We start from the raw sequence: 24,305 nt of genomic DNA, 5'->3' as shown, positions 1-24,305 counted from the left end.
CGTGCGGGATCGTACGCGGCTTTTCCCACGGCTCACGCACGCCCACCGCGACAACGCCGGAAAGCCCGGTGATCTTCCGGCCGGGCCAGCGCGCCGTTCACCCGGATATCCCTACCGGCGGACTGCCAGGGGGACCACTAGGCGTACTGCCGGGTGGACTACCAGGCGTACTGCCGGGTGGTCACCGGGCGGACTACCAACGGAACGTCCGCATGCGCATCGCGTGCCTCAGGCGGGCCGTCTTGGCGCGGCGCGGCTGGACCCGGTCGCGCAGTTCCCGGGCCTCGGCGAGGTCGCGGAGGAACTGGGCGCGGCGCCGGCGGCGCTCGGCGTCCGTCTCGTACCTCTCGTTCATCTCATCGGTCCGCCTGGCGCCCGCCTGCGCGCGCGGCGGCGAATCGTGTCGGGAATGCCGGTCGGGCATCGGCTCACCACCCCTGTTCCGTCCCTCCCACATTCCCCCGGACGGGCGGTTTGACGCCAGCGAACAGATGACGGGCCGGACTGCGGGCTTGCCGTGCGCGGGGACGCCGGGCCCATCCGGCCCGGTTACTGTGGTGGACATGCGTCTCCACGTCGTCGACCACCCCCTGGTCGCCCACAAGCTCACCACGCTGCGCGACCAGCGCACCGACTCCGCGACCTTCCGCCGCCTCGCCGACGAGCTGGTCACCCTGCTCGCCTACGAGGCCACGCGCGACGTGCGCACCGAACAGGTCGACATCCAGACGCCGGTGGCACGGACCACGGGCGTCAAGCTCTCCCACCCCCGTCCGCTGGTCGTGCCGATCCTGCGGGCCGGCCTCGGCATGCTGGACGGCATGGTCCGGCTGCTGCCGACCGCCGAGGTGGGCTTCCTCGGCATGATCCGCAACGAGGAGACGCTGCAGGCCTCGACGTACGCCACGCGCATGCCGGAGGACCTCTCCGGGCGGCAGGTGTACGTCCTCGACCCGATGCTCGCCACCGGCGGCACGCTGGTCGCGGCGATCCAGGAGCTCATCAAGCGCGGCGCGGACGACGTGACCGCCGTGGTGCTGCTGGCCGCCCCGGAGGGCGTGGAGGTCATGGAGCGGGAGCTCGCCGGCACCCCGGTGACGGTCGTGACGGCCTCGGTCGACGAGCGCCTCAACGAGCACGGCTACATCGTGCCGGGCCTGGGCGACGCCGGGGACCGGATGTACGGGTCCGCCGAGTAGGCAGAGCAAGTGTGGTCGCCGGGCGAGTCGTCGTACGGCTCGGTCCGGCTCGGCACGGCTCGTCAGCAGCCCTGCTTCGCGGCGGGCGTCGGCTCCGGACTGGCCAGTGTGGTCAGGGCCCGGTCGGCGTCCGCCTTCTTCGCGAGCTCCTTGAAGGCGTCGCCGATGATGAGGTCGACGGCGGCGCCCTTGCGGGCCGCGTCGGTGCGGCGCTCGGCGCCGGGGAGCTGGGTGGCGAGCACGGGCAGCGAGGTGTCCAGGGCGGAGGCGGGGCCGAGCAGGACGCCGGTGCCCTTGACCTTCTTGTCGTACTCCTTGGGCGCGTTGCCGACGTCGCCGATCGTGAAGCCGCGCTTCTTCAGCTCGTCGGCGGTCTTCTTGGCGAGGCCGCTGCGCGTGGTGGCGTTGAGCACGTTGACCGTGATCCGTCCCGGCTCGGGCAGCGGCCGGGCGCTGGGCGAGGGGCTCGCCTTGGTGACGCAGTCCGTCCCGGAGCCGACTGCTGAAGCCTTTCTGCCGCCGCCGCCGAAGACGTCGATGAGCTGCAGCGTGCCCCAGCCGATCATGCCGAGCACGGCCGCGGAGGCCACGACGAGGAGCACGAGCCTGCCGCGCCGCCGGGGCCGGCGCATCCGCGGGTACTTGTCCCCCGTGATGCGGTACTGGCCGCCCATGCCGGGGGGAGTCAGCATGCTCATGGGCGCAGCGTAGTGCGCCCGAGCGACGATGCCTACTAGATGATCATTGGACGTCGCTCAGTCCAACCCGAAAGGGCCAACCCGCGGTGCGCGGCCCGGTCAGTCGAGTTCGAGGACCCGTGCGTGCAGCACCTGGCGCTGTTGGAGCGCCGCGCGGACCGCGCGGTGGAGGCCGTCCTCCAGGTACAGGTCGCCCTGCCACTTCACGACGTGCGCGAAGAGGTCGCCGTAGAACGTCGAGTCCTCGGCGAGCAGGGTCTCCAGGTCGAGCTGCTGCTTGGTCGTCACGAGCTGATCGAGGCGGACCGGGCGCGGCGCGACGTCCGCCCACTGCCGGGTGCTTTCCCGGCCGTGGTCGGGGTACGGCCGGCCGTTTCCGATGCGCTTGAAGATCACACGGAAAGCCTACCGGTCAAGACCTTCCGGGCGCAGCCGTGGCGACGTAGTGCGACGCTGAAAAAGACATCAGAAAAGGAGCAAATCGGGAACAGGTGTCTGATACGAGCGGCCGCGAGACCACGCATGCCGCAGGCCACCGTTCCCGGGGCCGGGGCGGTCCTGCCGCCCTCTCCTCGTGGGCAGGGCGTGGCGGAGGCGGTAGCCCCGAAGGACCGCCTCCGCCGTCCGGCCCTGCCGGTCAGCCGCGTTCTCGCTCCTTCTGGGACCTCTGTCGCTGCTGCTCATCGGACTTGGGCTCGGGCTTGGGCGTGTTGCGTGCGGCCTCCGCGCGCAGGAGGGCGCGCATGACCGCGTACGGGTCCTTGTTGAGCATGGCTGTGTACCTCCTTCACTGCTTCTTGCTTGCTTCCGTGCGTGACTGACGGACCGATGGGCCGATGGACCCGATGGCCCATGGGCCGACGGGCCGATGGCCGGTCCGGTCAGCAGCGCAGGACCACACAGCGCAGTGGGCGCAGGGGGCGCAGGGGGTACGGCGGCCGGGGCGGCAGCGGGACGAGCGGGACGGGGCGCGACTCGGCGTGCGTGCGCCGGGGGGCCGGCGGGGGCGCGGGACGCAGGGGTACGGCGGGCCGCCGGCCGCTGTGCGGCGCGGGCCGCAGGAAGGTGTCCAGGCCGTCGTCCTCGACGGCCGCACCACCGCTGCTCTCGCCGGACACCGCGGCGGTCGGCACCACCGTCTGCCCGCCGACGGCGGCGCCCGCCACGAGCAGGGCGAGCAGCAGGACCAGCACCCGCAGCCACGCGCTTTGGCGCGTGGCGCGAGGGGCATGCGGTGCGGGACTCACGGCAGGTCATTCCCTGAGGCGCGCATGCCGGTCACCCCACCGGCGGCGAGATCCGCCCGCTCGGCGTTCGGCGGGCGCGGATCCGCAGGGCCGTGACGATTTCGGCGGCACCGACCGCGAGCAGCCCGCAGCCGCCGACCAGGGTGAGGACGGCGACGGACTCGAAGGGCGCGACGATCAGGACGACCCCGGCGACGCCGGTGAGGAGCCCCAGGAGGACCTGCCAGCCGCGGGCCGGCATCGCCGGGTCGTGGGCGGCGGCCAAGGTCTGGGTGATCCCGCGGAACAGCCAGCCGATGCCGATCCACAACCCGAGCAGCAGGATCGACTGGAGCGGGCCGCGGAAGCAGAACAGGCCCAGCAGAATCGACAGGGCACCGCTGACGAAGGCCAGGACGCGCAGGGAGGTCGTGCGGTGCGTGCCGAAGGCGGCGGCGAGCTGGAGGACGCCGCTGACCAGGAGGTAGAGGCCGAACAGCACCCCGGCGGCGAGCAGCGAGGCACCCGGCCAGACCAGCGTCAGCACCCCCAGCACGAGGGATGCGGCACCGGTGAGCAGGACGGACTGCCAGGCGGTGCGCGACAGCAGATGGAGCGGCCCCACGAGGGGCGGCTCCGGCTCCCGGCCGCCCGGCGGGGATATCGCCGTGTGCGCATGGCGCGGGGTGGGCCCGTGCGGTCCGTGCGGGTCGGTCGGCATCTGGTCGTACGGGTCGCGCGGGGCGCGCCCGTGCGCGGTGCCCGGGCCGGGACCGTGGGGGTCGGTAGGGGCGCGGCTGTACGGGTCGTTCAGCTCGGCCGGGTCCTGCGGCGCGCGGGCACGAGGAGCGGCCGGCCCGCGAGGGCCCTCGCGCTCCGGTTCCCAGGGGGAGCCGCCAGGTGGCTCGGTCATGGTCCATGCTTGGACCCCGCGCGACCACTCCGCCAGCTGGGCGGGCCACTTGGCTGACGTGTGGGTCGGGGGTTGCCGACGTGGGTCGGGGGTTGGCCGACGTGTGTGTCGGGGGCTGGTTGCCGCCGGCGGTCTTGCGGTCTCGTGGCTTTGGGGGGTTGCGGCCTGTCGGCTTCCCGGCCCATCGGCTTCCCGGCCTGGCGGCCGCGGTCCCGGTGCGGCGGTCTCGCGGGCCCTGGGCCCGCAAGGTCCCGCGCGGCTTCCTGGGCCCGGCCCTTCTTCCCCGCCCCCTTCACAGCCTTCGCCGCTTGCGGCTTCCCGGGCTCGTGGCCTCACGGCCCCCGGCCCGCGGACCTCCTGCCGCCCTCCAGCCTCCGGCCCCCGGAAACTCCAGCCTCCGGACCTCCTGCCTCCGGACCTCCTGCCCCCCCAGACCTCCTGCCCCCGCCATCTCCCGCCCTACTTCCCCACCCCCTTCGTCCCCTTCACTCCCTTCGCCGCCTTCGCCGCGGCCTTCATCTCCTGCTTGTGGGCTCGTACCTTGGCCAGCGACTCCGGGCCGGTGATGTCGGCGACGGAGCGGAAGGACTTGGGTTCGCCGTAGGGGCCCGCGGCCTCGCGCCAGCCTGTGGGGTGTACGCCGAGTTGTTTGCCGAGGAGGGCCAGGAAGATCTGGGCCTTCTGTTTGCCGAAGCCGGGCAGGTCCTCCAGGCGCTTCAGCAGTTCCTTGCCGGTGTCGACGCCCCGCCAGAGCGCCTCGGCGTCACCGTCGTAGTGTTCGACCAGGTACTGGCACAGCTGCTGGATGCGCCCGGCCATCGACCCGGGGTAGCGGTGCACGGCCGGTTTCTCGGAGAGGAGTGCGGCGAAGGCGTCGGGATCGTACGCGGCGATCTCGTGTGCGTCCAGGTCGTCCGTGCCGAGTCGCTGCGCGATCGTCGCCGGTCCCTTGAACGCCCACTCCATCGGGATCTGCTGGTCCAGCAGCATCCCGACCAGCGCGGCGAGCGGACTGCGGCCGAGCAGGGCGTCGGCCTGGGGGTCCTGGGCGAGGTGAAGAGTGACGTCCATGACCCGATGATCGCGCGTGCGCGCTCAGCTCGCGCGCCAGTGCCCCAGCGCGTGCATCCGGTGCTTCGGCATGCCCAGCTCCTTGCGTGCGTACGCCGACAGCGCCCGGTCGTCGCGGTGTCGCAGGCGATCCAGACGTACGGGTCGGGGGGTGCTGCTCAGCAGGTCGGGCCCGCCCCTGCCCATCGCGTCCGCACCCTTCGCGTACGATTTCGCCCCGAAGGACTTAGGCGAGCCTAACCTAAAGGAAAGCGGGGACACAGGGTGGGCACCGAGATCTACCGCGATGCCTGGGGCATCCCGCATCTGCGCGCGGGCGGCGCGGCCGAACTCGCCCGCGCCCAGGGCCGCGTCACCGCCCGCGACCGGGCCTGGCAGCTGGAGGTCGAGCGGCACCGCGCGCAGGGCACCTCGGCGTCCTTCCTGGGCCCCCAGGCCCTGCCCTGGGACCGGTTGGCGCGGCGGGCCCGGCTCGCCGACACCGCCCGCCGATGCTGGGCGGAGCTGGAGAGACGGGACCCGGAGACGGCGCAGTGGGTGCGGGCGTACGTCGACGGGGTGAACGAGGGCCTGGCGGAGGTCCGGGCGTCCGTCGCGGGTGCCGGCCCGGCCCGTAGGGCCCCCGAGTTCGGCCGGGCCGGGCTCGTCCCCGGCCGCTGGGAGCCCTGGACCCCGCTCGGCGTCTGGCTCGCCGCGCACATCCTCTTCGCGGGCTTCCCGGCCAAGCTCTGGCGCGAGCAGGTCGCGGCCCATCTCGGCCCGGACGCCGTCGCCCTGTTCGCCACCGACGGCCCCGGCACCTCCGGCAGCAACGGCTGGCTGGTCGGCGGCGAGCGGACCACGACCGGGCAGGCGGTCATCGCGGGCGACCCGCACCGGTTCATCGAGGACCCGGGCGTGTACCAGCAGATCCACCTGTCCTGCCCCGAGTTCGACGTCGTCGGCCTCGCGGTCCCCGGCGTTCCCGGCATCGCCCACTTCGGCCACACCGGCACGGTCGCCTGGGCCATCACCAACGCCATGGCCGACTACCAGGACCTCTACCGCGAGCGGCTGCGCCGCACCGGCGCCGGCGTCGAGGCCCTCGGCCCGGACGGCGTGTGGCGGCGCGCCGCCCGGCACACCGAGACGATCGCCGTGGCGGGCGAGGAGTCCGTCGAGGTCGAGGTGATCGAGACCGACCGGGGCCCGGTCGTCATCGGCGGGCCGGAGGGCCTCGACGGCGGTGTGCCCGACCCGGGCACGCCCCCGGTCGCGATCAGCCTGCGCTACCCGCCCCGCGTCACCGGCGACCTCGGCTTCGCCGCCCTGCTTCCGCTGCTGCGGGCCCGCCGGGTCGCCGACGTGGACCGGGCCTTCGACCGGTGGGCCGATCCGGTCAACGTCGTCCAGGCCGCCGACACCGAGGGCGGCCTGCTGCACCGCGTCGCGGGCCGGGTGCCGGTGCGCGCCGAGGCCAACCGGATCCGCCTGGTGCCCGCCTGGGAGCCCGGCCACGAGTGGCGCGGCTGGCACGAGATGCCCCGCGCGGGCCTGACCGACGGCGTCGCCGTGATGGCCAACCAGCGCGGCCCGGCGACCCCGCTCGGCGTCGAGTTCGCCCCGCCGCACCGCGCCGACCGCATCGCCGAGCTGCTCGCGCGGCGGGAGCGCTGGTCCGCCGCCGACATGCCCGCCATCCACACGGACACCCACCTGGCCTCCGCCGCGCCCCTGCTGGAGCACCTGCGCGCCCTCGACGGCCTCACCCCCGAGGCCGCCGCGATCAGGGACCGCCTGCTGCGCTGGAACCGCCGTATGGACGCCGGCAGCACGGACGCGGCGGTGTACGCGGCGGTGCGCGGCGCGGTCGTACGCCGGCTGGCGGCGCACCCCGCGTTCGCCGCGCTGGCCGTGCCGCCCGCGTACCCGGAGGTGTTCCTGCCCTGGCTCGCCCTCGTCCCGCGCATCGGCTTCGCCCTCGAACACCTGCTGACGGCGCGGGAGTTGTACGGCATCGACCGCCCGGCGGCCGTCCGCGCGGCGCTGGAGGAGGTGGCCGCCCGGCCGCCCGCCGGCACCTGGGGGGACACCCACCGGCTGGCCCCCTGGCGGGCCCTGACCGACACCGGCACGTCGTACGACGAACCGGGCCTGTCCGGCGACCACGACTGCGTGCTGTGCACCTCCGCCGTGCCCGGTCTCACGGACCTCGCCGCGCGCGGCCCGGTCGCCCGGTACGTGTGGGACCTGGCCCGCCGCGAGGACAGCCTCTGGGTGGTCCCCCTCGGCGCCTCCGGCGTCCCCGGATCACCCCACCACCGTGACCAACTCCCCTTGTGGCTCAAGGGAGATCTCGTCCCGGTCGTCACCGACTGGGCGCAGCTGGAGAAGGAGCCCCATGACTGACCCGACTGACCTGACTGACCCGTACGCCTCCCGCACCGCGGTCCACGAGCAGGTGGTCGACGGCTTCGGCACCGTCCGCGTGCTGCCGCTGGACGCGCGGGCCGACGCCGGGGTCGTCCACCGCTGGGTGAGCGAGGAACGGGCCGTCTTCTGGGGCATGACCGGCCTGACCGAGGAGCAGGTGGCGGAGATCTACGCCCACATGGACACCCTCGACACCCACCACGCCTTCCTCGTCGTGAAGGACGGCGAACCCGCCGCGCTCCTGCAGACGTACGAGCCGGAGGCCGACCGCGTCAGCGAGTGCTACGCCGTCGAACCCGGCGACATCGGCCTCCACCTGCTCCTCGCCCCCGCCGGCCCGGGCGGCGCGCGCCCCGGCTGGACGGCGGCGCTGTTGACCGTCGTCAGCGCGTATGTCCTGCTGGGCCTGGACCGGCAGCGGATCGTGGTCGACCCGGACGTGGCCAACGAGAAGGCGATCGCCCGCTTCCTGAGGCAGGGCTTCACGGCGGGCCCCGTCGTCGTCCTGCCCGAAGTCGACCTCCCCGACGTCTACTTGCCGGAGAAGAAGGCACAGCTCTCCTTCCTCACCCGGCAGGTAGCCTTCCCGGCGTGACCCCGGAGCAGCTTGTCGCGCACTACGGACTGGAGCCGATCCCGCGTGAGGGCGGGCGGTTCCGGCAGACCTGGGCCGGGCCCGAGCGGGCCGACGGCCGGCCCGAGGGCACGGCCATCGTCGCCCTGCTGACCTCCGACCCGGACGACTTCTCCGCCCTGCACCGCCTGCCCACCGACGAGATCTGGCACTTCTACCTCGGCGACCCGCTGGAACTCCTCCTCCTCGCCCCGGACGGCACGTCCCGGACGGCCGTGCTCGGCCCGGACGTACTCGGCGGCCAGCACGTCCAGGTGACCGTCCCCGCCGGCACCTGGATGGGCGCGCGGGTGGTGGCGGGCGGTGCGTGGACGCTGTTCGGGTGCACGATGGCGCCCGGTTTCACGTACGAGGGCTACGAGCACGGTGACGTGGCGGAGCTGACGGCACGCTACCCGGACCAGGCGGCGCGGATCGTGGCGCTGTGCCGTCCCTGACGCCCCCACCCCTCGCTCCGTGCGGCGCGGGTGAGCGCGCGGCGGCTCACGTCCGTACCTGTCCATGAGGCGGCAAGTCCGACAACGGAGAAGCGACGTGAGGTGTGACCGTGTGTACGACGCGGGCCGAGGGCGACGGGGACTTCAAGGGCTGGTGCTGCTGGGCACCGTGCTGGTCCTGCTCCTCCTCGGCGGCGCGGGACCGGCGACGGCCCACGCCGCCCTGCGCGGCACCGACCCCAAGGACGGAGCCGTCCTCAAGTCGGCCCCCCGCCACCTCACCCTGACCTTCACCGAGTCCGTCGGCCTGCTGGAGGACTCCTTCCGCGTCTACGACCCCGAGAACCACCGGGTGCGCACGGGCGAGCCGCAGCACGCGGACGGCCGTTCCGACACCGCCCGGATCACCCTGCCCGCCGAGCTCGGCGAGGGCACCTTCACGGTGGCCTGGCGGGTGGTGTCGGCGGACAGCCACCCGGTCTCCGGCGCCTTCACCTTCTCGGTGGGCAAACCCTCGCCGACGACGGCCGCCGTCCCCACGGGCCCCGACGAACATCCCCTGACCGGCACCCTCCACGACACCGCCCGCCTCCTCGCCTACCTCGCCGCCGCCCTGCTCATCGGCACGGCGGCGTTCGCGGCCCTGTGCCGCCCCCCGGACCCGGCCCCGCTGCGGCTGCCGCTGCGGGCGGGCTGGTGGACGCTGCTGGCGACCACCGTGGTCCTCCTCCTGCTGCGCGCCCCGTACGAGACGGGCACGAGCCCCGCGTCGGCCCTGGACCCCTCGGCCCTCGGCCGCACCCTGACCGGCCGCCCGGGCCTGGCCCTGCTGGCCCGGCTGGCCCTGCTGCTGACGGCGGCCTTCCTCGTACGCCTGTCCGCGCGCGTACGACTGGCCGAGCGGCGCGGGCAGGAGCGGGGATCCGGCGAGGACGAGTCGCGGCCCGGCGAGGGGGCGCCGACCCCGGTGACCCTCGTGGCGGGCGGCGCCTTCGCCGTCGGCCTGGCCCTGACCTGGGCCGCCGCCGAGCACGCCTCGGCCGGGATCCAGGTGCCGCTGGCGATGGCGTCGTCCGTGCTGCACCTGCTGGCGATGGCGGTCTGGCTCGGCGGCCTGGTCGCCCTGCTGATCCTGCTGCGCCGCTCGGCCTCCGCCCCCTCGCTCCCGCCGGCCACGGTCACCCGCTTCTCCCGCGTCGCCTTCACCTCGGTGACCGTCCTGGTCGTCACCGGCGTCTACCAGTCTTGGCGCGGCCTCGGCTCCTGGACGGCGTTCACGGACACGTCGTACGGCCGGACGCTGCTGCTGAAACTCGCGGCGGTCGTCGCGCTGCTGATGGCGGCGGGCTACTCGCGGCGCTGGACGGCGCGGCCGGCGAGGGCGGGCGCGGGCGCGGGTGCGGAGGCAGAGACGGGGGCAGGGACGGAGGCGGAGACGGAATCGGAGATGGCCGTACGGGAACGGGTTCTGGAGTCGGTGGGCGGTCCGCAGTCCGCGCCGAAGCCGGAGCGGAAGACGGGAGCCGAACCGGAGATGGAGGTGGAGGTGGAGGCGTATCCGGATCCGAGGCCGAGTCCGAATCCGAATCCGAATCCGAATCCGGATCCGAGGCCGAATCCGGAGCCGAAGCCGGGGACGGAGATGGGAACGGGAACGGAGCCGGAGCCCGGAACCGACCAGGCAGCCCCCCCGGCCGCGACCGGCACCCACCACCGTTCCCTGCGCCGCTCGGTCCTCGCCGAAGTCGCCGTCAGCGCGGTGGTGTTGACGGTCACGACCGTCCTGACCGGCACCCTGCCGGCCCGCGCGCAGGCCGAGGCGGCGCAGGTGCCCGCGACGACACCCGGGCTGCCCGCGGCCACCGTCGCCACGATCCCCTTCGACGTCGGCACCCCGGGCGGACGCGGCACGGTGCAGATCACCCTGGACCCGGGCCGTACCGGCGACAACGGCGTGCAGGCCGTGGTCCTCGGCGCCGACGGCGGCCTGACCACCATCCCCGAACTGCGCCTGTCCTTCACGCTCCCGGCGCAGAAGCTCGGGCCGATCGACGCCAAGCTGACCGACCGGGGCGGCTACTGGGCCACCAACGACCTCACCCTGCCCATCCCGGGCACCTGGACGATGAAGGCGACCGTCAGGGTGTCCGAGCTGGACCAGGTGAGTGTGACGAAGCCGGTGCGGATCGCCCGGTAGCGGGCTGACCGAGCAGCCGGGTCATCGCCTCGGCGGCCCGGACGGCGGCGTCGCCGCAGCAGTTGTTGAACAGGACGTGGACCTGGTCGGCCCGTTCGGCGAGCCGGTGCAACCGGGGCAGCCACTCGGCGAGTTCGGCGTCGCGGTAGCCGTACCGGAAGCGATCCTCCTTCGTGCCGGTTCCCCAGGCGGTACTGCGCCCGTGGAAGCGTACGACGGCCAGCCGGGGCCAGGTGACGGGCGTGACCGGCGGGACGGAGGACGGCAGCGTCTGCACCATGTCGACGGCGACGGCGGCCATGCCGTACCGCCCGAGCAGCGCGCACGTGGCCTCGGCCCGCCCCTCCTCCCACCACGCGGGATGCCGGAACTCCACGGCGACGGGCCACCCGTCCGTCCGCCGGGCGGTGTCCGCCAGGAACCGCTCGGCGCGCTCCCCGGGCCGGAACCACGGCGGGAACTGGAACAACACGCCGCCCAGCCGCCCTGCCTGCCGCAACGGGGCGATTCCGTCGGCGAACCGCGCCCACACCTCGTCCAGCACCCCCGGATCCCGGGAGTCGGCCGGGATTCCCGGCGGCAGCGCGGAGCTCCGGGTCGGGTGCCCGGTGAGCAGCGAGAAGGCCTTCACGTCGAACACGAACCCGTCCGGTGTCCGCTCGGCCCACAGCCGGCTGTTCCGCTCGGCGGGCAGGGCGTAGTACGTGGCGTCCACCTCCACGACCGGGAACCGCTCGGCGTAGTACCGCAACCGTCCCTCGGCGTCCCGCCGCCCCACCGGGTACCAACCGCTGCCGACCAGCGCCCGGTCCGTCCACGAACACGTGCCCACCAGGATGTCGCCCATGGGGGTGCGGTTACCCGCAGGGAGCGCAGGCAGACTGACGATGTGTCAGCCACGTGGACGCGGCGGTGTCAGCCACGCGGACGCGTGCGGCCCTCAGTTCCGCGCCCGCAAGCGCCGCACCCCGACCGCGCAGACTCCGCAGAACGCGCCCCACAGCCCGTTGACGAGGAACAGCGGGACGATGGCCTGCGGGTGGGCGAGAGGCCCCTGGAGCTCTCCGGTGAGGACGGGGGAGAGGACCGCGCTCAGGACCAGGGCGGCCAGGGCGTATCCGAGGCCGGCGGCCACGAGCGTCAGGAACGGCTCGGGTACGCGGGTGAGGCCGACGGCGAGGACCCAGGTCAGCGTGATGAGCGCGGTGAGGGTGAGGGCGGTGGCGGGCTTCCCGACGGCCTCGCTCAGGCCGGTGACCGAGAACAGCGGCCGGACCAGCGCGATGCCGGTCAGGGCGGCCACCATCGGCCGGTGCAGGCCGCGCAGCCGCTCGGCGAGCGGAGGACTGGTGTCGGTGCTCATGGGCCCCAGCGTCGGCGGACGGCCGGCTCCGGGGCGTCGGCCCGTGGCGGACACCTGCCGTACCCCACCGGTTGCGGGTCGCCGCGCCCGGCTACCCCCGGGGTTGCGGGTCCGCTCCACCGTGTGGAGGACGGCACGGCACGAGCGGCCTGCCTACGCTGACGGCATGGTTCTCCACGCCGTCGCCCGTGCGCGGCTGCCGCGCGGCCGTGCGGCGGACGCCGCCCTGGCCGGTGGCCTCTTCGTCCTGGTGGCGGTGGGCAGCCTGCGTTCGCTGATCGGCGAGCGGGCGGAGTCCTGGCCCGTCACCGCCCTGGGCTGGGCCCTGATGGCGGCCGCCTGCGGGGCGCTGTACCTGCGCCGCCGTCACCCGGTGGCCGTCGCCGGGTCCGTCCTGGCCGCCACCATCGCCTACTACCTCGTCAGCGTCTACGACGGTCCCCTCATGGTCGCCTTCGTCGTGGCCCTGTACGCGGTCGCGGCCGAGGGGCGGCTGCGGGCGGCCGTCGTCCTGGCCGCGCTCACGGTGCTCCTCACCGGCACCGGCACGCTGCTGGGCAACCACGACGTCAACGGCGTCGCCCTGTTCATGCTGACCGGCTGGCTGGTGGGCGTGGTCGCCCTCGGCTGGGTGCGGCACAACCGGCTGGCCCTGGCCCGGGAGGCCGAGCAGCGGGCGGCGAGCGAGGAGCGGCTGCGCATCGCACGGGAGCTGCACGACGTCGTCGGCCACCACATCTCCCTCATCAACGTCCAGTCGGCGGCCGCCCTGCGCCGCCTGCGCAAGGACCCGGACGGCGGCCCGGAACGGGCGGAGCAGGCCCTCGGCGCGATCAAGGAGGCCAGCCGGGAGGCGCTGCGGGAGCTGCGCGCGACGCTGGGGGTGCTGCGCCAGGCCGACGAGGCCGCGCCCACCGCGCCCACGGCCGGCCTCGACCGGCTCGGTGAACTGGTGGAATCCGCCCGGCTCGCCGGCCTCCAGGTCCATGTGCACACCGACGGCGACCACCGGCCGCTGCCCGCCGAGGTGGACCTGGCCGCGTACCGGATCGTGCAGGAGTCCCTCACCAACGTCACCCGCCACGCCCACGCCACCGCGGTCACCGTCCGCACCGAGCGCGGCTCGCACCACGTCACGGTCGAGATCACCGACAACGGCCGCGGACCGGCACGCCCGACCGGCACACTGGCCGGCAGCGGCATCACCGGCAGCGGCATCACCGGCAGTGGCGTCACCGGCAGTGGTCTCACGGGCAGTGGCATCACCCGCAGCGGTATCACCGGCAGCGGCATCACCGGCATGCGGGAGCGGGCCCGTGCCCTGGGCGGCGATCTGACGGTGGGCCCCGGCCCGGACGGCGGTTTCACGGTGCGGGCCAGACTGCCCTGCCGGAACCTCCCGCGCCCGAACGGAGCACTCCACCGATCATGATCACAGTCGTACTGGCGGACGACCAGCGCCTGGTCCGGGCCGGGTTCCGCTCGATCCTGGAGGACGAGGACGACATCGAGGTGCTCGGCGAGGCGGGCGACGGTGCCGAGGCCGTGGCCGCCTGCCGCGCCCTGCAGCCCGACGTCGTCCTCCTGGACATCCGCATGCCGGGCGTCGACGGCCTCCAGGCGGCCCGGGAGATCGCCGCCGACCCGCGCCTGGACACCGTCAAGGTGGTCATCCTGACGACCTTCGACCTGGACGACTACGTGTACGGCGCCCTGCGCGCCGGCGCGACCGGCTTCCTGGTCAAGGACACCGAGCCGGAGGAACTCGTGCACGCCGTACGGGTCGCGGCCCGCGGGGACGCCCTGATCAGCCCCTCCGTCACCCGCCGGCTGATCGCCGAGTTCGCCGGCCGCGCCAGGCCCCCGCGGCCCGGCCCGCGCCTGAACGCCCTCACCGACCGCGAGCGCGAGGTCATGCGCCTGGTCGCCGCCGGCCTGACCAACGACGAGATCGCCGCCCGTCTCGTCCTCAGCCCCGCCACCGCCAAGACCCACGTCAGCCGCATCATGACCAAGCTGGACGTCCGCGACCGCTCCCAGCTGGTGGTGCTGGCGTACGAGTCGGGGATGGTCAGTCCGCGGTGGCTGACGGAGTAGCGACCACGGGTGTACGGGGCGGCGGTCACCCACAACCCGTGGGGCAGGCCAGGTGTCCGCCCGGGGCCGACGCGCCGTGCCGGGCCGTGACCGGACCCTGCGCTGTATGAGCACCCCTACCTCCGTGATCGCGCGCCCGGCCCGCGTGGGCGCTTTCGGCCGCCTCGCGACCTGGTCCCAGCGACACCGCTTCGGCGCCCTCCTCCTGTGGATCGTCGTGGTCGCCGCCATCACGGCCGGCGCCCAGAGCGCGGGCAGCGCCTACCGCAACGACTTCACCCTGCCCGGCACCGATTCCCAGGCCGCCGCCGACCTGCTGGAACGGCACGGCTCGGCGCAGGCGGGAGACAGTGTGCAGATCGTCTTCCGGGACCCCGACGGCCTGGACGGCGACCGCCCGGCCGTCGAGCGGCTCCTCGACCGCGTACGCGAGCTGCCCGGCGTCACCGAGGTCCGCAGCCCGTACGCGGACGCCTCCGCCGTCTCCGACGACGGCACGACCGGCTACGCCACGGTCGTCCTGGACGGCAAGGCGGAGGAGGTCCCCCGCCAGGACGTCACCCGCATCATCGACACCGCCCGGTCGGCAGCCGGAGACGACCTGACCGTCGAACTCGGCGGGGACGCGGTGCGCGGTGCCGAGGAGGAGGGCGGCGGGGCCGCCGAGGGCGCGGGCATGCTGGCCGCGCTGGTGGTCCTGGTGCTGCTGTTCGGCTCGCTGGTGGCGGCCGCACTGCCCCTGGTCACGGCGCTCTTCGCGGTCGGCGGAGCGGTCGGCCTGATCGCGCTGGCCTCGCACGTCTTCACGGTCGCCGACTTCACCCCGCCGATCATGATGCTGGTCGGCCTGGGCGTGGGCGTCGACTACGCCCTGCTGATCTTCTACCGCTACCGCTCCGAACTCACCGACGGCACGGACCGCGCGAGTGCGGCCCGTATCGCGCTGGACGCGGCGGGCCGTACGGTCTTCTTCGCGGGCTGCACCGTCATCATCGCCCTGCTCGGCCTGGTCGCCCTCGGCCTCGGCTCCCTCCAGGGCGTGGCCCTCGCCGTCGCACTGACCGTCCTGGTCACCATGGCCGCCTCCCTGACCCTGCTCCCGGCCCTGCTGGCCCTGTTCGGCGCCCGCATCGAGCGCCAGGTGCACAGGCGGGCCGCCAGGGCGAGGTCCAAGGGCAGGCAGGAGGGCCACCGCTGGCGCCGGCTGGCCACGGCCGTACAGCGCCGCCCGCTGCCGGCCCTCCTGACGGCGGTACTCGCCCTGCTGGCCCTCTCCGCCCCGGCCCTCGGCCTGCGCCTGGGCTTCGCCGACGCGGGCAACGACCCGGCGACGTCCACCAGCCGCAAGGCCTACGACCTCCTGGCCGAGGGCTTCGGCCCGGGCTTCAACGGCCCCCTGGTGCTGGTGACCGACGGCGACCCGGCAGCGGCACGCGAGCTGCGCACGACGCTGACGCGAACCCCCGGCATCGCGGCCACCACCCCACCCCTGCCCACCGGCAACGGAAGGATCTCCACGGTCATCGCCTTCCCCACCACGGCCCCCCAGGCGGAGCGGACCGCGGACCTGGTCCACACCCTGCGGGACGACACCCTGCCCCGCCTGGCCGTCCGCACCGGCGCCACGTACCTGATCGGCGGCCCCACGGCGGCCGCCCAGGACTTCGCGGACTCGGTGTCGGCCCGCATCCCGCTGTTCGTCACGATCGTGGTCGGCCTGTCCGCCCTCCTGCTGCTCCTGGTGTTCCGCTCGCTCCTGATCCCGCTGAAGGCGGCGCTGCTGAACCTGCTCTCCATCGCCGCCGCCCTGGGCGTGATCAACCTGGTCTTCCAGCACGGCTGGTTCGGCGTGTCACCCGGTCCCGTCGAGGCCTTCATCCCGGTGATGATCTTCGCGATCGTCTTCGGCCTGTCCATGGACTACGAGGTCTTCCTCGTCTCCCGCATCCACGAGGAGTGGGAACGCACCCGCGACTCCTCCCACGCCGTCCGCGAGGGCCTGGCCGCCACCGGCCGGGTCATCACGGCCGCCGCGGCCATCATGATCGTCGTCTTCGCCGCGTTCGTCCTCAGCCCCAGCCGCATGCTCCAGCAGTTCGGCCTCGGCCTCGCGACCGCGATCCTCCTCGACGCGGTGGTGATCCGTTGCCTGATCGTCCCGGCGGTCATGCAACTCCTCGGCACCCGCGCCTGGTGGCTGCCCGCACCACTGGCCCGCCGCCTGCCGAGGCTGTCCCTGGAGCGGCCGGACGGCGGTTCTAGCCCTGACCAGGAACCAGGGCGTCCAGGGCCTGGTTCAGGGCACTGAGCAGCGGCTCCCGCTCCTCCGGCGCGTACAGCATGCGCAGCGCCAGGCCGTCGCTCAGGGCGATGAGGGCATCGGCGAGGGCCCCCGCGCCGCCGCCGTGCCCGGCCGCCTCCAGCCAGGCGGCCAGCGCCCGGCGGACGTCCCGGTCGACCTCGCGGCGGATCGCGGCCAGGCGGGGATGGTGTACCGCGTGGACGGCGAAGGCGAGCTGAGCGACGGCCTCGGCACGGCGCTCCGCGTCCACGGGCAGCGTGGTCAGAATCAGCTCGCGCAGCGCCTGGCGCAGCGGCAGCGCCGTGTCCACCCCGCCCATCCGCCGCTCGATCCGCTCACCGGCCAGCTCGGCGGCGAAGACCAGCATCTCCTCCTTGGTACGGAAGTACTTCTGCACGGCCCCGGCAGAACGCCCGCTGGCAGCGGCCACGGTACGCACGCTGACCTCGTCGAGGCCACGCTCGGAGACGAGGCGGAGCAGGGCCGCACCGATCTGCCGGCGCTGCTCCTCCCGGTCGACGGTCTTGGGCATCGGGCCTGCTTCCCCTCTTTGAGATACGATCGTATTCTAAAAGCGCGTCCGCGAGATGGTACGCGGCAGGGGAAGGGGGACACGTATGAACGATCGGCACGACCACCCGGCTATGCCGGCCACGCCGATCACGCGGGCCGTGCGGGTCTCGGACCGTGACCGGGACGAGGCGCTGGGCGTACTGGCGGCGGCGCTGACCGAGGGCCGACTCGATCCGGCCGAGCACGCGCGGCGCTCGCAGCAGGCCCTCCAGTCCCGCACGGCCGACGAACTGGCCGCACTCACCGCCGACCTGCCCACACCGGCACCCACCCGCGCGGAACAGGACCGCAAGGACCTCGCGGACTGGCTGGCCGAGTGGCGCTACTGGCTCGGCGGAGCAGTGATCATGTCCGTGATCTGGGGCGCGAGCTGTGCGAAGGCCGGGGAGCTGACGTATTACTGGCCGGTCGCGCCGCTGGGCGTGTGGGCGGCCGTACTGATCGCCATCGCGATCTGGCCACGCGACGGGGGCGACGCCAGGCACACCGACTGACCGAGCCGAGCGCTGGGCCGGTACGGGTCCAGTGGATGGCGGGTTGGCGCGGACGGAGGCTGAATGGGATCAGCAAGGGCATCACCGACGGCCCGACAACCACCGACGGCCGAAGACCACCGACGGCCAGCGAAGACCACCGACGACCGCCGACGGCCGTCGCCCGGCAGGCGGGCCCGGCAGGCACCCGGCGTCATCCGGTCGAAGGAGGTGCTCCATGCCCGAGCTGCCAGACGTCGAGGGATTCCGGAAGGTGCTCGAGTCCTGCGCGACGGGCAGGGTCATCCAGCGCGTCGAGGTGCGCGACACGGGCGTTCTGCACGGGGTCAGCGCGCGTGGGCTGCGGGGCGCGCTCGAAGGCCGCCGATTCACCGAGCCGGTGAGGCACGGAAAGTGGCTGCTCGCCCACACCGACGACGGCCCCACCCTGATGCTCCACTTCGGCATGACCGGCCGACTGGTCTGCGCCCGTCCGCACGATGCGGCCGAGCCCCATGACCGCGTCCTGTTCACCATGGCCGGCGGCCGTCAGCTCCGCTACCGCGACCAGCGCAAACTCCAGGGCCTGTGGCTGGCCGCCGACGACTCGCAGGTCGCACGGCGGCTGGCGCGCCAGGGCCCCGACGCCCTGGCGGTGGACCGCGAAACGTTCGAGGCCGCGCTCTCCTCCCACCGCGGCAGAGTCAAGACCGTCCTCACCGACCAGTCCGTCCTGGCCGGCCTCGGCAACCTGCTCGCCGACGAGATCCTCTGGCGCGCGAGACTGTGCCCGACCAGCAGGGCGAGCGACCTCACCGAGTCCGACCGCCGTCGCCTGTACACCCAGATGCGCCGCACCCTGCACTCGTCGATCACCGCCGGCTGCGTCCCCCCGCGCGACACCTGGCTCACCGGCCACCGCGACGACCCGTCCCCGACCTGCCCACGCTGCGGCGACACCCTGCACCGGTCCCGTGTGGCGCGGCGGGGGACGGTGTGGTGTGGGCGGTGTCAGGGGGGTGGGGAGGGGTGAGCAGCATCTGGGGTTCGGGATGAAAGGGGGCGCTCTGACCGAACTGTGGCCAGAGCGCCAGTCATACCCGCTTGACGACGATCGAACCCGGGACCAGCCTCTCCAGGTCCTCCACGTCCGAGGTGAAGACGGTGACCTGCCCCTTCTGCTGTCGCGCGACGACGGCGAGCACCGCGTCGATCGCGTACCTGTGGCCGTGGAGCTTGGCGTCGGTCAGGAGCCGACGGGCCTGCCGGGCCTCGTCCTTCCCGATGTCGGCGACTTTGAGCCGCGAGAGCACCCAGTCCCAGCGCTGCTCGGTGGTTCTACCGTCGTACGCCTCGACCAGCGTCATAGGAGACGTGACCACTTCGGCTTCGCCCCGGGCCGCAAGGTCGAGCCAGGCGATCATCTTCCGGTCGCCACGCACGGCCAGTGACAAGGCCTCGCAGTCGAGGACGAAGACGCGCAGTGGCCGCTGCCTGTGCTCACTGGCACGCTTCTTCACGCGGCCTCTCCGGCGTTGCGTCCTCCGGCGGTGCGGCGGCGCTCGTGCTCGGCGTCGAGATCTTCCAGTTCCGCGAGTGCTGCCGCGTGCTCGTCCTCGGTGACCGGGCCGTGTTCCTCCTGCAGCCAGTCGACCAGCTCCAGCAGCCGGTCCCGGTCGCGCTTGAATCGCAGTGCTTCGGTTACATACGCCGAAAGTCCCCGCTCAGCCGCCTCGGCGCGGATCTCGTCCAGGAGATCCTCGGGGATCGTCACCGTCACCTTCTTGGTCGCCATACAAGAGACCATACTCTTGGTGTAAACGCCCCTACCAGGGTTGCGAGGGGGTTGCTGCGATCGGTCAGACCCACGAGGTCAATGCTCAACCTGTGACTCTTCCCGCACATGATTGGCGGGTCATGCCGCTTCACTCGGTCGGTTGGGAGCCCGGGGGAGCGGCCCGGATGCGCGCCCGCTACATGCACGTGACGGGGACCATGCTCCGCGAGGTCGCGCAGCAAGTCGGCGACGCGCTGTGGGAGCTCCCGGAAACCAACTGAGACGGAAACTGAGACGGACCACGTCGAAGGGCCCCACCGTGAACGGTGGGGCCCTTCGACATCGTGCCCGGTGAGGCACTGGCGGAGGATACGAGATTCGAACTCGTGAGGGGTTGCCCCCAACACGCTTTCCAAGCGTGCGCCCTAGGCCTCTAGGCGAATCCTCCGCCGGAAACATTACATGACCGAGAGGAGTGCTCGCGAACTCGTTCCCCGCTGCTGAGATCGGGTAGGCTGTGCGAAGCCCCTCACGCGGCGCTATCTGACTGAACTCCCCCAGGGCCGGAAGGCAGCAAGGGTAGGTTGGCTCTGGCGGGTGCGTGGGGGGCGTTTGCGTGCCCAGGCGGCCGGTGGTTCCTGGCCCATCGCTCCTCGGGCCGGTGGTTCCCCGCCGACCCGGTCACTCCCCGGCCCATCCGCTTGCTCCCCAGCCGACGTCGGTCACTCCCCGGCCGACCGCTCCCCGGCCAGTGGATCCCGGCCGACGCCGGTCGCTCCCTGGCCGACCTCTCCCCGGTTCCGCGGGCGGAGCTCGATGTCAGTGCGCGCCTATAACCTCGTAAGCGTGTCGTCTCTCGCGCTGTACCGCCGCTATCGCCCGGAGTCCTTCGCCGAGGTCATCGGGCAGGAGCATGTCACCGACCCGCTGCAGCAGGCGCTGCGGAACAACCGGGTCAATCACGCGTACCTGTTCAGCGGTCCGCGTGGCTGTGGCAAGACGACCAGTGCGCGGATCCTGGCCCGGTGCCTGAACTGCGAGCAGGGGCCGACCCCGACCCCGTGCGGTGAGTGCCAGTCCTGCCAGGACCTCGCGCGCAACGGGCCCGGTTCGATCGACGTCATCGAGATCGACGCCGCCTCGCACGGTGGTGTGGACGACGCGCGTGACCTGCGGGAGAAGGCTTTCTTCGGCCCTGCGCGGAGCCGGTACAAGATCTACATCATCGACGAGGCCCACATGGTCACGTCGGCCGGTTTCAACGCGCTGCTCAAGGTCGTCGAGGAGCCGCCGGAGCACCTCAAGTTCATCTTCGCGACCACCGAGCCCGAGAAGGTCATCGGGACCATCCGGTCGCGGACCCATCACTATCCGTTCCGGCTCGTGCCGCCCGGGACCCTTCGGGACTACCTCGCCGAGGTGTGCCAGAAGGAGAACATCCCGGTCGAGGACGGGGTCCTGCCGCTCGTCGTGCGCGCCGGTGGCGGGTCCGTGCGTGACTCGATGTCCGTCATGGACCAGCTGCTGGCCGGCGCCGGTGCCGACGGTGTGACGTATGCCATGGCCACCGCGCTGCTGGGGTACACCGACGGGTCGCTGCTCGACTCCGTCGTCGAGGCCTTCGCGACCGGGGACGGGGCCGCCGCCTTCGAGGTCGTCGACCGGGTCATCGAGGGCGGGAATGATCCGCGCCGCTTTGTCGCCGATCTGCTGGAGCGGCTGCGGGATCTGGTGATCCTCGCCGCCGTGCCGGATGCGGCGGAGAAGGGGCTCATCGACGCTCCGGCCGATGTCATCGAGCGGATGCAGGCCCAGGCCGGCGCCTTCGGTGCCGCCGAGCTGAGCCGTGCCGCCGACCTCGTCAACGAGGGGCTGACCGAGATGCGCGGCGCCACCTCGCCCCGCCTCCAGCTCGAACTGATCTGCGCCCGCGTCCTGCTCCCGGCCGCCTACGGCGACGAACGGTCGGTCATGGCCCGCCTGGACCGGCTCGAGCGCGGCGTCAACTTCTCCGCGGGCGCCGGCATGCCCGCCATGGGATACGTGCCCGGGCCGGAGGCGCATGGGGGAGCGGCTGCTGCGCCACCTGTTCCGCCGGGGGGCGGCCCTGCGGCAGCACGGGCGGCGGTACGGGCTTCGGGGGCGCCGGGCAGCGGCAACGGCGGTGGCAGCGTCAACGGCGGTGAAAACGGCAGCGGTGGTGGCAGTGGTACGGCGACCGGGGCGGGGTATGCCGCACCGGCCCCTGCACCTGCCCCGCCTGCCGCCCCGGCCCCGGCGCCCGCACCGGCGCAGGGGGCGGGTGCCGCTGCCGGATCCGGTGGGCCTGCCGGGCCCGCTGTCTCCGGCCCTGGTCCTTCCACCGGGGGGCAGCCGCAGCCGACTCAGGCGCCGCCCGCGGCCCAGCCCGCCCCGGCCCCGGCACAGGCACCCGCGACCGCCGCGCCCGCCCCCGGCGCCTGGCCCACCGCCGCGTCCGCCGGCAGTGGCCGTCGGCCCGGCGGCTGGCCCACGGCCGCACCGGCCGGCGGCGGGCAGCCCCCGGCCACACCGAACGCGTCGGCGACAAACACCTCCGCCTCCCCGAACGCACCTGCGCCGACGCCACAGTCCGCTGCACCGGCGCCCGCCGCGCCCGCGCCCGCTCCCGCGCCCTCGAGCGGCGGCCTCGACCCCCGCATGCTCTGGCCCAACATCCTGGAGGCCGTCAAGAACCGCCGCCGGTTCACCTGGATCCTCCTCAGCCAGAACGCCCAGGTGACGGGCTTCGACGGCACGACCCTCCAGCTCGGCTTCGTCAACGCGGGCGCGCGTGACAACTTCCTGAGCAGCGGCAGCGAGGACGTCCTGCGACAGGCACTGGCCGAGCAGTTCAACGTCCAGTGGAAGATCGAGGCGATCGTCGACCCCTCCGGCGGCGGCGCCGCACCGGCCCCCGGCGGCACCTCCGGCCTCAGCGGCCGTGCCGGAGGAAACACCGGCGGCGGCTACGGCGGTGGCGGTGCCGGCGGCAGTGGTTACGGCGGTGCCACGACCGCCCAGCGCCCGGCGCCCGCTCAGCCGACGACCCCCGCCCCGGCGCAGCCCACCGGCACACCGGCTCCCGCGCCCACCCCGGCACCGGCCCCCGTACCGCAGCCCTCCGCCCCGGAGCCGCCGCCCATCTCCCCCGAGGACGACATCCCCGAGGACGACGATCCCGACCTCGACGAGTCCGCCCTCTCCGGCCAGGAGCTCATCGTCCGGGAGCTGGGGGCGACGGTGGTGGAGGAGTACACGAACGAGTAGCCACCCCTGGATGGCCTCGGACGAACCTCCAAACCCCTTCCCCCCACCCCTTCAGCGGCCCACACAAACCGCCCGGCCCCGCTCCGGTTAGGCTGACCCCCGTGAAGGTCCTCGTCATCGGCAGCGGCGCCCGCGAACACGCCCTGTGCCGCTCCCTGTCCCTCGACCCCGACGTCACCGCGCTGCACTGCGCCCCCGGCAACGCCGGCATCGCCGAGGTCGCCGAGCTGCACCAGGTCGACGCCCTGGACGGTGCGGCCGTGTCCGCGCTGGCCAGGCGGCTCGGCGCGGACCTGGTGGTGGTCGGCCCGGAGGCACCGCTCGTCGCCGGTGTCGCCGACGCCGTGCGCGAGGCGGGCATCCCGGTCTTCGGCCCCTCCAAGGAGGCCGCGCAGCTCGAGGGGTCCAAGGCCTTCGCCAAGGACGTCATGGCGGCGGCCGGGGTCCCCACGGCACGGTCGTACGTCTGCACGACGGCGGAAGAGGCCGACACGGCCCTCGACGCCTTCGGTGCCCCGTACGTCGTCAAGGACGACGGTCTCGCCGCCGGCAAGGGCGTCGTCGTCACCAGCGACCTCGACCAGGCCAAGGCCCACGCCGCCGCCTGCGAGCGCGTGGTCATCGAGGAGTACCTCGACGGCCCGGAGGTCTCCCTCTTCGCCGTCACCGACGGCGAGACCGTCCTCCCGCTCCAGCCCGCCCAGGACTTCAAGCGCGCCCTGGACAACGACGAGGGGCCGAACACCGGCGGCATGGGCGCGTACTCCCCGCTGCCCTGGGCCGACCCGAAGCTGGTGGACGAGGTCATGGAGACCGTGCTCCAGCCCACCGTCGACGAGATGCGTCGGCGCGGTACTCCGTTCTCCGGTCTCCTCTACGCCGGCCTGGCCATCACGAGCCGGGGCGTGCGCGTGATCGAGTTCAACGCCCGCTTCGGCGACCCAGAGACCCAGGTCGTCCTGGCCCGCCTGAAGACCCCGCTGGCCGGTGTCCTGATGGCCGCCGCCACCGGCAACCTGGCCCACCTGGAGCCCCTGCGGTGGAGCGACGACGCGGCGGTCACCGTCGTCGTCGCCTCGCACAACTACCCCGGCACCCCGCGCACCGGTGACCCGATCACCGGCCTCGACGAGGTCGCCGCCCAGGACGCCCCGCACGCGTACGTCCTGCACGCCGGGACCAGGCGCGACGGCGAGGCCGTCGTCAGCGCGGGCGGCCGCGTCCTGTCCGTCACGGCCACCGGCCAGGACCTCACCGAGGCCCGCGACCGCGCGTATCGCGCCGTCTCCCGCATCCACCTCGACGGCTCCCAGCACCGCACGGACATCGCGGCGCAGGCGGCGCGGGGCGTCTGACCTGACCGACTGCCGGCCCTCCCGACTGCCGCCCTCCCGACTGTCGGCCCTACCGACTGCGGGACCGACCGCCGGCCCTCGATGAACCCCACAGGCCCCGGATTCGTCTCAGAATCCGGGGCCTGCTCTTTGCGGGATTCGAGGTCTGGTCCATGCCGGATCCGGGGTGTGATCCGTGCCCGGGCTGCAGGTCTGATCCATGCCGGACCCGGAGTGTGCCCCTTGCCGGAGCCCGACTCGTGATCCGCGCCGGGACCCGGGGCCTGATCCTCGCTGTCCGTCATCCACCT

Annotated in this window: 24 protein-coding genes, 1 tRNA gene, 1 other RNA gene and 2 pseudogenes; 14 read left to right on the top strand and 14 right to left on the bottom strand. The window is 73.5% G+C overall.

Annotation, left to right across the window (positions count from 1 at the left end; genetic code table 11):
* Window positions 1-193: 193 nt before the first annotated feature.
* Window positions 194-424: a hypothetical protein gene (locus tag ACYVMZ_RS23730; protein ID WP_461082838.1), complete on the bottom strand. Its 231-nt coding sequence runs from the start codon at window positions 422-424 to the stop codon at window positions 194-196.
* 139 nt (window positions 425-563) lie between these two features.
* Here ACYVMZ_RS23730 and upp point away from each other — a divergent pair, with 139 nt between their 5' ends.
* On the top strand, window positions 564-1,199 hold the full coding sequence (gene upp / locus ACYVMZ_RS23725) for a uracil phosphoribosyltransferase (protein WP_461082836.1): 636 nt from the start codon (window positions 564-566) through the stop codon (window positions 1,197-1,199).
* 62 nt (window positions 1,200-1,261) lie between these two features.
* Here the strand turns inward: upp and ACYVMZ_RS23720 are convergent, their stop codons facing one another.
* The 7 genes and pseudogenes from ACYVMZ_RS23720 to ACYVMZ_RS23690 form a co-directional block, all read right to left on the bottom strand.
* Window positions 1,262-1,873, bottom strand: coding sequence for a LytR C-terminal domain-containing protein (locus ACYVMZ_RS23720; protein WP_461082998.1), 612 nt, complete (start codon window positions 1,871-1,873; stop codon window positions 1,262-1,264).
* Window positions 1,874-1,996: 123 nt separating this feature from the next.
* Entirely contained in the window at window positions 1,997-2,293 is a 297-nt protein-coding gene (locus ACYVMZ_RS23715; protein ID WP_004943146.1) for a type II toxin-antitoxin system VapB family antitoxin, read from the bottom strand.
* A gap of 241 nt (window positions 2,294-2,534) precedes the next feature.
* The gene (locus ACYVMZ_RS23710; protein ID WP_461082834.1) at window positions 2,535-2,669 is read right to left on the bottom strand and encodes a hypothetical protein; all 135 of its coding nucleotides are present in this window, start codon (window positions 2,667-2,669) and stop codon (window positions 2,535-2,537) included.
* A 109-nt stretch (window positions 2,670-2,778) separates the two neighbouring features.
* On the bottom strand, window positions 2,779-3,144 hold the full coding sequence (locus tag ACYVMZ_RS23705) for a hypothetical protein (protein WP_461082832.1): 366 nt from the start codon (window positions 3,142-3,144) through the stop codon (window positions 2,779-2,781).
* 31 nt (window positions 3,145-3,175) lie between these two features.
* On the bottom strand, window positions 3,176-3,844 hold the full coding sequence (locus ACYVMZ_RS23700) for an HdeD family acid-resistance protein (RefSeq protein ID WP_461082996.1): 669 nt from the start codon (window positions 3,842-3,844) through the stop codon (window positions 3,176-3,178).
* A 651-nt stretch (window positions 3,845-4,495) separates the two neighbouring features.
* Entirely contained in the window at window positions 4,496-5,107 is a 612-nt protein-coding gene (locus ACYVMZ_RS23695; protein WP_461082830.1) for an HhH-GPD-type base excision DNA repair protein, read from the bottom strand.
* A gap of 24 nt (window positions 5,108-5,131) precedes the next feature.
* Window positions 5,132-5,265, bottom strand: a pseudogene (locus ACYVMZ_RS23690) (SIP domain-containing protein); the annotation flags it as partial.
* 106 nt (window positions 5,266-5,371) lie between these two features.
* Between ACYVMZ_RS23690 and ACYVMZ_RS23685 the strand changes: the two are divergent.
* The 4 genes from ACYVMZ_RS23685 to ACYVMZ_RS23670 all read left to right on the top strand — a co-directional run bounded on the left by ACYVMZ_RS23685 (window position 5,372) and on the right by ACYVMZ_RS23670 (window position 10,787).
* Window positions 5,372-7,495 carry a penicillin acylase family protein gene (locus tag ACYVMZ_RS23685; protein WP_461082828.1) on the top strand — a complete coding sequence of 708 codons (2,124 nt, stop codon included), beginning with the start codon at window positions 5,372-5,374 and terminating at the stop codon, window positions 7,493-7,495.
* Between the two features lie 10 nt (window positions 7,496-7,505).
* Complete coding sequence (locus ACYVMZ_RS23680; RefSeq protein WP_461082994.1) at window positions 7,506-8,114, top strand: GNAT family N-acetyltransferase; 609 nt, start codon at window positions 7,506-7,508, stop codon at window positions 8,112-8,114.
* Window positions 8,111-8,590 carry a cupin domain-containing protein gene (locus tag ACYVMZ_RS23675; RefSeq protein ID WP_461082826.1) on the top strand — a complete coding sequence of 160 codons (480 nt, stop codon included), beginning with the start codon at window positions 8,111-8,113 and terminating at the stop codon, window positions 8,588-8,590. The genes ACYVMZ_RS23680 and ACYVMZ_RS23675 overlap by 4 nt, the downstream gene beginning before the upstream one ends.
* Before the next feature lie 154 nt (window positions 8,591-8,744).
* On the top strand, window positions 8,745-10,787 hold the full coding sequence (locus tag ACYVMZ_RS23670; RefSeq protein ID WP_461082992.1) for a copper resistance CopC/CopD family protein: 2,043 nt from the start codon (window positions 8,745-8,747) through the stop codon (window positions 10,785-10,787).
* Here ACYVMZ_RS23670 and ACYVMZ_RS23665 read toward each other — a convergent pair.
* Complete coding sequence (locus ACYVMZ_RS23665) at window positions 10,729-11,634, bottom strand: DUF72 domain-containing protein (RefSeq protein ID WP_461082824.1); 906 nt, start codon at window positions 11,632-11,634, stop codon at window positions 10,729-10,731. The genes ACYVMZ_RS23670 and ACYVMZ_RS23665 overlap by 59 nt on opposite strands.
* A 93-nt stretch (window positions 11,635-11,727) precedes the next feature.
* Complete coding sequence (locus ACYVMZ_RS23660) at window positions 11,728-12,150, bottom strand: hypothetical protein (protein WP_461082822.1); 423 nt, start codon at window positions 12,148-12,150, stop codon at window positions 11,728-11,730.
* 166 nt (window positions 12,151-12,316) lie between these two features.
* On the opposite strand from ACYVMZ_RS23660, the gene ACYVMZ_RS23655 reads away from it, so the two are divergent.
* The 3 genes from ACYVMZ_RS23655 to ACYVMZ_RS23645 all read left to right on the top strand — a co-directional run bounded on the left by ACYVMZ_RS23655 (window position 12,317) and on the right by ACYVMZ_RS23645 (window position 16,555).
* Complete coding sequence (locus tag ACYVMZ_RS23655) at window positions 12,317-13,582, top strand: sensor histidine kinase (RefSeq protein WP_461082820.1); 1,266 nt, start codon at window positions 12,317-12,319, stop codon at window positions 13,580-13,582.
* Window positions 13,579-14,247 (top strand): response regulator transcription factor, encoded by a 669-nt coding sequence (locus ACYVMZ_RS23650; RefSeq protein WP_461082818.1) that lies wholly within the window; start codon window positions 13,579-13,581, stop codon window positions 14,245-14,247. Before ACYVMZ_RS23655 ends, ACYVMZ_RS23650 begins: the two co-directional genes overlap by 4 nt.
* 106 nt (window positions 14,248-14,353) lie before the next feature.
* Window positions 14,354-16,555, top strand: coding sequence for an MMPL family transporter (locus tag ACYVMZ_RS23645; RefSeq protein ID WP_461082816.1), 2,202 nt, complete (start codon window positions 14,354-14,356; stop codon window positions 16,553-16,555).
* Here the strand turns inward: ACYVMZ_RS23645 and ACYVMZ_RS23640 are convergent.
* Window positions 16,506-17,081 (bottom strand): TetR/AcrR family transcriptional regulator, encoded by a 576-nt coding sequence (locus ACYVMZ_RS23640; protein ID WP_461082814.1) that lies wholly within the window; start codon window positions 17,079-17,081, stop codon window positions 16,506-16,508. The genes ACYVMZ_RS23645 and ACYVMZ_RS23640 overlap by 50 nt on opposite strands.
* Before the next feature lie 85 nt (window positions 17,082-17,166).
* Between ACYVMZ_RS23640 and ACYVMZ_RS23635 the strand changes: the two genes are divergently transcribed.
* Together ACYVMZ_RS23635 and ACYVMZ_RS23630 are read left to right on the top strand one after the other, a co-directional pair.
* Window positions 17,167-17,616, top strand: coding sequence for a DUF1707 SHOCT-like domain-containing protein (locus ACYVMZ_RS23635; protein WP_461082812.1), 450 nt, complete (start codon window positions 17,167-17,169; stop codon window positions 17,614-17,616).
* 217 nt (window positions 17,617-17,833) lie between these two features.
* The gene (locus ACYVMZ_RS23630) at window positions 17,834-18,628 is read left to right on the top strand and encodes an Fpg/Nei family DNA glycosylase (RefSeq protein ID WP_461082810.1); all 795 of its coding nucleotides are present in this window, start codon (window positions 17,834-17,836) and stop codon (window positions 18,626-18,628) included.
* A gap of 61 nt (window positions 18,629-18,689) precedes the next feature.
* On the opposite strand, the gene ACYVMZ_RS23625 is transcribed toward ACYVMZ_RS23630, so the two are convergent.
* On the bottom strand, window positions 18,690-19,115 hold the full coding sequence (locus tag ACYVMZ_RS23625) for a PIN domain-containing protein (RefSeq protein ID WP_461082808.1): 426 nt from the start codon (window positions 19,113-19,115) through the stop codon (window positions 18,690-18,692).
* Window positions 19,112-19,390 carry a ribbon-helix-helix domain-containing protein gene (locus ACYVMZ_RS23620; RefSeq protein ID WP_461082806.1) on the bottom strand — a complete coding sequence of 93 codons (279 nt, stop codon included), beginning with the start codon at window positions 19,388-19,390 and terminating at the stop codon, window positions 19,112-19,114. Before ACYVMZ_RS23620 ends, ACYVMZ_RS23625 begins: the two co-directional genes overlap by 4 nt.
* A 137-nt stretch (window positions 19,391-19,527) precedes the next feature.
* On the opposite strand from ACYVMZ_RS23620, the pseudogene ACYVMZ_RS23615 reads away from it, so the two are divergent.
* A pseudogene (locus ACYVMZ_RS23615) lies at window positions 19,528-19,653 on the top strand (integrase); the annotation flags it as partial.
* 79 nt (window positions 19,654-19,732) lie between these two features.
* Here the strand turns inward: ACYVMZ_RS23615 and ACYVMZ_RS23610 are convergent.
* Window positions 19,733-19,820, bottom strand: a tRNA-Ser gene (locus ACYVMZ_RS23610).
* Window positions 19,821-19,893: 73 nt separating this feature from the next.
* Here ACYVMZ_RS23610 and ffs point away from each other — a divergent pair.
* The 3 genes from ffs (at window position 19,894) to purD (ending at window position 24,015) form a co-directional block, all read left to right on the top strand.
* An RNA gene (gene ffs, locus ACYVMZ_RS23605) (signal recognition particle sRNA small type) lies at window positions 19,894-19,988 on the top strand.
* Window positions 19,989-20,218: 230 nt separating this feature from the next.
* On the top strand, window positions 20,219-22,660 hold the full coding sequence (locus tag ACYVMZ_RS23600) for a DNA polymerase III subunit gamma and tau (RefSeq protein WP_461082804.1): 2,442 nt from the start codon (window positions 20,219-20,221) through the stop codon (window positions 22,658-22,660).
* A gap of 101 nt (window positions 22,661-22,761) precedes the next feature.
* Entirely contained in the window at window positions 22,762-24,015 is a 1,254-nt protein-coding gene (purD, locus tag ACYVMZ_RS23595) for a phosphoribosylamine--glycine ligase (protein WP_461082802.1), read from the top strand.
* Window positions 24,016-24,305: the final 290 nt, after the last annotated feature.

The sequence above is a fragment of the Streptomyces deserti genome (assembly GCF_054782695.1).
This window is presented reverse-complemented; position numbering and strand designations above follow the sequence as displayed.

Coding starts and splice junctions, on each gene's coding strand:
- ACYVMZ_RS23635 (WP_461082812.1), top strand. CDS start 17,167: ATGAACGATCGGCACGACCACCCGGCTATGCCGGCCACGCCGATCACG.
- ACYVMZ_RS23630 (WP_461082810.1), top strand. CDS start 17,834: ATGCCCGAGCTGCCAGACGTCGAGGGATTCCGGAAGGTGCTCGAGTCC.
- ACYVMZ_RS23640 (WP_461082814.1), bottom strand. CDS start 17,081: ATGCCCAAGACCGTCGACCGGGAGGAGCAGCGCCGGCAGATCGGTGCG.
- ACYVMZ_RS23665 (WP_461082824.1), bottom strand. CDS start 11,634: ATGGGCGACATCCTGGTGGGCACGTGTTCGTGGACGGACCGGGCGCTG.
- ACYVMZ_RS23695 (WP_461082830.1), bottom strand. CDS start 5,107: ATGGACGTCACTCTTCACCTCGCCCAGGACCCCCAGGCCGACGCCCTG.
- ACYVMZ_RS23620 (WP_461082806.1), bottom strand. CDS start 19,390: ATGGCGACCAAGAAGGTGACGGTGACGATCCCCGAGGATCTCCTGGAC.
- ACYVMZ_RS23720 (WP_461082998.1), bottom strand. CDS start 1,873: ATGGGCGGCCAGTACCGCATCACGGGGGACAAGTACCCGCGGATGCGC.
- ACYVMZ_RS23660 (WP_461082822.1), bottom strand. CDS start 12,150: ATGAGCACCGACACCAGTCCTCCGCTCGCCGAGCGGCTGCGCGGCCTG.
- ACYVMZ_RS23730 (WP_461082838.1), bottom strand. CDS start 424: ATGCCCGACCGGCATTCCCGACACGATTCGCCGCCGCGCGCGCAGGCG.
- ACYVMZ_RS23650 (WP_461082818.1), top strand. CDS start 13,579: ATGATCACAGTCGTACTGGCGGACGACCAGCGCCTGGTCCGGGCCGGG.
- ACYVMZ_RS23710 (WP_461082834.1), bottom strand. CDS start 2,669: ATGCTCAACAAGGACCCGTACGCGGTCATGCGCGCCCTCCTGCGCGCG.
- ACYVMZ_RS23655 (WP_461082820.1), top strand. CDS start 12,317: ATGGTTCTCCACGCCGTCGCCCGTGCGCGGCTGCCGCGCGGCCGTGCG.
- upp (WP_461082836.1), top strand. CDS start 564: ATGCGTCTCCACGTCGTCGACCACCCCCTGGTCGCCCACAAGCTCACC.
- ACYVMZ_RS23700 (WP_461082996.1), bottom strand. CDS start 3,844: ATGCCGACCGACCCGCACGGACCGCACGGGCCCACCCCGCGCCATGCG.
- ACYVMZ_RS23645 (WP_461082816.1), top strand. CDS start 14,354: ATGAGCACCCCTACCTCCGTGATCGCGCGCCCGGCCCGCGTGGGCGCT.